Raw genomic sequence first — 6,860 nt, 5'->3', positions numbered from 1 at the left:
CGTTTCAATCCCTCTTAGGTAGGCTAAAAACATAGGACCACCCAAAGATTTAACCCCAGAAAGATCGTTTCAATCCCTCTTAGGTAGGCTAAAAACTACAAATTTAGAACTGGCAGGCTAAATGTTAATCTTGAGGTTTCAATCCCTCTTAGGTAGGCTAAAAACCAGCTCTAGACCCTACACATACTAACAAGGCAAATGATGTTTCAATCCCTCTTAGGTAGGCTAAAAACTTCTGCGATGACTATTGCTTTTTAAGATGGATAGGAGCAAGTTTCAATCCCTCTTAGGTAGGCTAAAAACTTTATTGTGCCTTCACTACCGTTTAAGCGCACTACAACGGTTTCAATCCCTCTTAGGTAGGCTAAAAACCACCTCGAAAATCCAACAAAATGCTTAGAACTACAATTTGTTTCAATCCCTCTTAGGTAGGCTAAAAACAGGAACTTCTTCCTCTGGGGGAACCTGCTGACTAAGATCGTTTCAATCCCTCTTAGGTAGGCTAAAAACATTTTCAGAGAATCCTGCACATAATTTAGCAGGAATGTTTCAATCCCTCTTAGGTAGGCTAAAAACCTGGTACTGGAATGTCAATATGGACAATCCAGTACTGTTTCAATCCCTCTTAGGTAGGCTAAAAACCAGATTATGCGCCTCAGTATGCTATTGACCTAAACAAGTTTCAATCCCTCTTAGGTAGGCTAAAAACGGTGGATAATTGTGGAAATACTTTAATGCGGTGAAGGTTTCAATCCCTCTTAGGTAGGCTAAAAACAAGCTGAAAAAATCATAAAAACCACCGACAGTATAATGTTTCAATCCCTCTTAGGTAGGCTAAAAACAAGCCAATCCCTTTGCCTTTATATCTTTCTTCAAGTAGGTTTCAATCCCTCTTAGGTAGGCTAAAAACTCCTTCTACGCCCCAAGCTTCTAATTGTATACGTCGGTTTCAATCCCTCTTAGGTAGGCTAAAAACGAAGAAAAACCGAAACTTACCAAATTAAGAAGTAAGCAAGTTTCAATCCCTCTTAGGTAGGCTAAAAACTTCACAGAAGCAATCTTCAAGATAATATCCTGCAAGAGAGTTTCAATCCCTCTTAGGTAGGCTAAAAACTAAAGAATTAAAGATGATAAACAGAAGGCTCCAAGGGTTTCAATCCCTCTTAGGTAGGCTAAAAACCCAAGTGGTGATAACTTGAAATGCTGATACGAAAGCCAGTTTCAATCCCTCTTAGGTAGGCTAAAAACAGTTAGGGGAAAAGCAACAACAGGCTTTGCTGCTTGGGTTTCAATCCCTCTTAGGTAGGCTAAAAACGCCGTGTACATCGGGTTTGTGAGGTTCGGGCTCAGAAGTTTCAATCCCTCTTAGGTAGTCTAAAAACTGGGCTGTTAGAAGCGTTCACAGCATCGACAAGCGCCTGGTTTCAATCCCTCTTAGGTAGGCTAAAAACGCTCCTACCCAGTGCGTAACTGGAGTGGGAAACTCAGTTTCAATCCCTCTTAGGTAGGCTAAAAACAAGAAGACGCTGCATTCATTGAAGCACGTTCTACTATGTTTCAATCCCTCTTAGGTAGGCTAAAAACCTCCATAACACACTCAAAACATCTGCAACATTGCTAAGGTTTCAATCCCTCTTAGGTAGGCTAAAAACAGGGTTGGGCAGATTATTGTTTACGATAAGACAGCGAAGTTTCAATCCCTCTTAGGTAGTCTAAAAACAAGCATTGGAAACATATATCGAAGAAGCTGTAAATGCGTTTCAATCCCTCTTAGGTAGGCTAAAAACCTAACCTGCAAAGCCTTTATTCCCCTCCAAACGTCAAAGTTTCAATCCCTCTTAGGTAGGCTAAAAACGATTGAAGGCCTGCCGGGAGCCTTAATCCCGGCACTGAGTTTCAATCCCTCTTAGGTAGGCTAAAAACAAAAAACATCCCCATAAGAAATGCTAAAAGGACTCGTGTTTCAATCCCTCTTAGGTAGGCTAAAAACTGCCGTGCTTAACGTGCTCAAAAACGACCCTGCCTGTTTCAATCCCTCTTAGGTAGGCTAAAAACGGCGACACCATCGAGCTCATTATCTGCGGCGTGAGCAGGTTTCAATCCCTCTTAGGTAGGCTAAAAACGCAACGACGGCGCTGATACTACCGACAGCGATTACATGTTTCAATCCCTCTTAGGTAGGCTAAAAACGGGACTTGGGGCAACGACATCAAAGTAGCCGTAGCAAGGTTTCAATCCCTCTTAGGTAGGCTAAAAACTGCTCAGAGAACGAAACATCAAAACACGTCCACTTAGTTTCAATCCCTCTTAGGTAGGCTAAAAACGGGGCCCCGCCCTACTCCAGCGGTGAGCCTTGCGTCCATGTTTCAATCCCTCTTAGGTAGGCTAAAAACCCGGAAAGCGGAGTGGCAGTGATATTGGCCGGGATGGTTTCAATCCCTCTTAGGTAGGCTAAAAACTTTTAACTTAAATTTTATGCCATGTCTCACCAATTTTCAGTTTCAATCCCTCTTAGGTAGGCTAAAAACGGGGAGGAAACTCCCATACGGGTGACCGAGATGGAGGAAGTTTCAATCCCTCTTAGGTAGGCTAAAAACTGTGGACGTAAATCCTGCATAATGCTTATAGCTTCTACGTTTCAATCCCTCTTAGGTAGGCTAAAAACCTTTTATTTCCTTCGCCCGCATAATTGCAAGCATAGAAAGTTTCAATCCCTCTTAGGTAGGCTAAAAACCACAAACCACACAAACTCCTTTCGTGTTTCCTGTTTGGTTTCAATCCCTCTTAGGTAGGCTAAAAACTTGGGGATTTTATAGAAAGCCCTGATAATCATCCTAAGGTTTCAATCCCTCTTAGGTAGGCTAAAAACTTTCATCTGTTCAAACAATTGCTTCTTCTTGCTCAGTAAGTTTCAATCCCTCTTAGGTAGGCTAAAAACTCATTTAAAACACCTCTTTTCTTTCTTTGCTCTATCTGGGGTTTCAATCCCTCTTAGGTAGGCTAAAAACTCGACCAGATTTCGTTTCCTGCTGAATCCAACTTTCGTAGTTTCAATCCCTCTTAGGTAGGCTAAAAACAACCTGGTTAAAATTCTAAACTTCCTTGCATCTAAGTTTCAATCCCTCTTAGGTAGGCTAAAAACTTACACCATAGCCACCTATGATAAGTGTTACTTCTCCATGTTTCAATCCCTCTTAGGTAGGCTAAAAACTTTACAGGTTGTAAAGTTTAGCTTCTATGTCTTCATAGCGTTTCAATCCCTCTTAGGTAGGCTAAAAACTGGAGCTTGAAGGCGGTTTTACTGCACTTGAGTATAAGTTTCAATCCCTCTTAGGTAGGCTAAAAACGAATGTTCAAAAAACTTTATTTGAATTGAATGTTCAGAGTTTCAATCCCTCTTAGGTAGGCTAAAAACGCAAAATCAGAAGAACAATGTAAGTACGTACTTACAGAGTTTCAATCCCTCTTAGGTAGGCTAAAAACAACATTTGATATATACGTTATGGTACATAATAATAGTCCGTTTCAATCCCTCTTAGGTAGGCTAAAAACTTAGGTTATAAGGGTTATATACAATTGGCGATGAGAAGTTTCAATCCCTCTTAGGTAGGCTAAAAACTAAAACCAAGTTTGTATAACAACATTGCTGCCCAGATGTTTCAATCCCTCTTAGGTAGGCTAAAAACAGCAGCTTGCCATGTTGTTTTAGGTGTCTGATACCCATTGTTTCAATCCCTCTTAGGTAGGCTAAAAACCGAAGCGAAAAAGAAAAACAGGCGTACAAAGAAATGGTTTCAATCCCTCTTAGGTAGGCTAAAAACAAAGCTGCCGTCCAGCACCCAGGAGCCGTCCAAGCGTTTCAATCCCTCTTAGGTAGGCTAAAAACTGATATTGTGTATCTTTCAGTAATTTCTCTTCATCGTTTCAATCCCTCTTAGGTAGGCTAAAAACACGGAAGATACGGATCTGCTTATTATCGATGACCTGTTTCAATCCCTCTTAGGTAGGCTAAAAACTGAGGACACCGTAGATTTAGCAGATAAGGCTATACAGTTTCAATCCCTCTTAGGTAGGCTAAAAACCTTGCTTGCCTGTAGTGGCAGACCATCGCAATGCTATGGTTTCAATCCCTCTTAGGTAGGCTAAAAACCTCAATTCCCTCACCTCCATCTCCAATTACAATTATAGTTTCAATCCCTCTTAGGTAGGCTAAAAACATTTCTGGAGTGAGCCACTCTGAGCTAAGGCTATCATGTTTCAATCCCTCTTAGGTAGGCTAAAAACAAGCCAGCAGTGTTCTGGCGTCGCAACAGGGAAGATGTTTCAATCCCTCTTAGGTAGGCTAAAAACTGTGCTCGATGAGCCGGTAGACTTCAACGACCACGCAAGTTTCAATCCCTCTTAGGTAGGCTAAAAACCTTACTGGTGTTTTAGGGTACGAGGTCCCAAAAGGAGTTTCAATCCCTCTTAGGTAGGCTAAAAACGATATGGAGATTGTCGTTAAGCTGCCAGAGGACTTAAGTTTCAATCCCTCTTAGGTAGGCTAAAAACTCAAGAGAGAAAGGGAGGAAAGAAAATGCTTTCAGAAGTTTCAATCCCTCTTAGGTAGGCTAAAAACCGTAATAGTGTTTTTTATGTTATTCCATATTGTAGGTTTCAATCCCTCTTAGGTAGGCTAAAAACTCGACTACGACAGAGACGAAATCGAGGCTTTACAAGGTTTCAATCCCTCTTAGGTAGGCTAAAAACCCATCCCTTAGCGACGTTGCTTAGACGACCAAATCCAGTTTCAATCCCTCTTAGGTAGGCTAAAAACTTGATAGCCGAAGGCTATCTAACGCAAAGGGAAATAGGTTTCAATCCCTCTTAGGTAGGCTAAAAACTGCATTACAGGCGGGCGGCTCTGTAGCTGCTATGGCGTTTCAATCCCTCTTAGGTAGGCTAAAAACGGGTAGCGGGAAATCGGTATTCGCTGCGCAAAAGATTTGTTTCAATCCCTCTTAGGTAGGCTAAAAACTGGCTACAACGACCCATCGGCGCTTATAAAAATTGGCGTTTCAATCCCTCTTAGGTAGGCTAAAAACGATGACGGCATGACTCAGACAAAAATCTATCTTGAGTTTCAATCCCTCTTAGGTAGGCTAAAAACGTATTTGTGCCTTCAAGTCGGTGTTTTCTAAAGTGAGTGTTTCAATCCCTCTTAGGTAGGCTAAAAACAAAAAGCAAAGAAGCCGATTTTTAAGCGTTGGTGGTTTGTTTCAATCCCTCTTAGGTAGGCTAAAAACCCACCTTATCTTTATAAACATTTAATCCTCGTAAAGTGTTTCAATCCCTCTTAGGTAGGCTAAAAACGACTTCAACGACCACGCAATGGCAGCTTTGCGATAGTTTCAATCCCTCTTAGGTAGGCTAAAAACGGCCTGCTTACCATACCATTTTAGCTTTGCCACTAGCGTTTCAATCCCTCTTAGGTAGGCTAAAAACTACAAACAAAGAAGTGCCGCTAGAATGGCTCCTGCAAGTTTCAATCCCTCTTAGGTAGGCTAAAAACGAGGTAACTCAACTTTGGCGTTACGGCAACATCCGTAGGTTTCAATCCCTCTTAGGTAGGCTAAAAACATCTCTTGGAGTGTCAAATGAGACACCTCCTATAACGTTTCAATCCCTCTTAGGTAGGCTAAAAACGTACTACGTGGCAGGGTTGGCAGGTATGCACTAACGGGTTTCAATCCCTCTTAGGTAGGCTAAAAACTATGGATATAAACAGGCAATTATTTGGCGATGGTACGTTTCAATCCCTCTTAGGTAGGCTAAAAACCTATCTACATAAGTGCATCAGCTGATAAAGTAACTGTTTCAATCCCTCTTAGGTAGGCTAAAAACAGCTGGTGCCCATTTACCACCTAAATCTTCTACATAGTTTCAATCCCTCTTAGGTAGGCTAAAAACTTACAAGAGGACAGAGAGGCCGTCTGGAAACGGGCAAGTTTCAATCCCTCTTAGGTAGGCTAAAAACCATCCCTTAGCGACGTTGCTTAGACGACCAAATCCAGTTTCAATCCCTCTTAGGTAGGCTAAAAACGAAGAAAACTTTTTTAAGCCAGTGCAGTGCGGAAATGTTTCAATCCCTCTTAGGTAGGCTAAAAACCCGCCTAAAGATGCTGGCAAGTCGGATGACCACTTGCGTTTCAATCCCTCTTAGGTAGGCTAAAAACTTATCGTTTTAAAAGAATACATTGATGAAGCTGCGTCGTTTCAATCCCTCTTAGGTAGGCTAAAAACGCCCGACGGCCAGCCCATTCACGGGCTGGACCATGAAGGTTTCAATCCCTCTTAGGTAGGCTAAAAACATATCTTATACGAAAAGTACAGTATCGAGATATGCCGTTTCAATCCCTCTTAGGTAGGCTAAAAACATAGGTGCACACGTGCAGGGACATAATTATGACTCAATGTTTCAATCCCTCTTAGGTAGGCTAAAAACTTTGCGATTTCTCCCCACCTCACCGGATTGTCCTTGGTTTCAATCCCTCTTAGGTAGGCTAAAAACAAAGCATCTTTAAAATGATAACAAATCCGCTTTATTTGTTTCAATCCCTCTTAGGTAGGCTAAAAACCAGACATTCAATTTGCTTCTCATCAAATTCCCAAAAAGTTTCAATCCCTCTTAGGTAGGCTAAAAACCCAGCTTCCGTCAAGAGAGGCTATCTTTGCGTAAGGCTGTTTCAATCCCTCTTAGGTAGGCTAAAAACTAGGGCGTATTTTTTGTTGCTGGAAGGAGGATACAGAGTTTCAATCCCTCTTAGGTAGGCTAAAAACTGTTTTTTGGTGCAGAAAGAGGGACTCGAACCCTCAGTTTC

The 6,860-nt window shown here is 41.7% G+C and carries 1 CRISPR repeat array.

Annotated elements, in window-relative coordinates:
- Window position 1: 1 nt before the first annotated feature.
- Window positions 2-6,819: direct repeats of the CRISPR family, unit length 30 nt; unit sequence GTTTCAATCCCTCTTAGGTAGGCTAAAAAC.
- Window positions 6,820-6,860: the final 41 nt, after the last annotated feature.

It is taken from the genome of Caldanaerobacter subterraneus, from assembly GCF_004345675.1.
GTDB lineage: Bacteria > Bacillota > Thermoanaerobacteria > Thermoanaerobacterales > Thermoanaerobacteraceae > Thermoanaerobacter > Thermoanaerobacter subterraneus.
The sequence above is the reverse complement of the archived record's forward strand: the minus strand, read 5'-3'. Positions and strand labels throughout refer to the sequence as shown.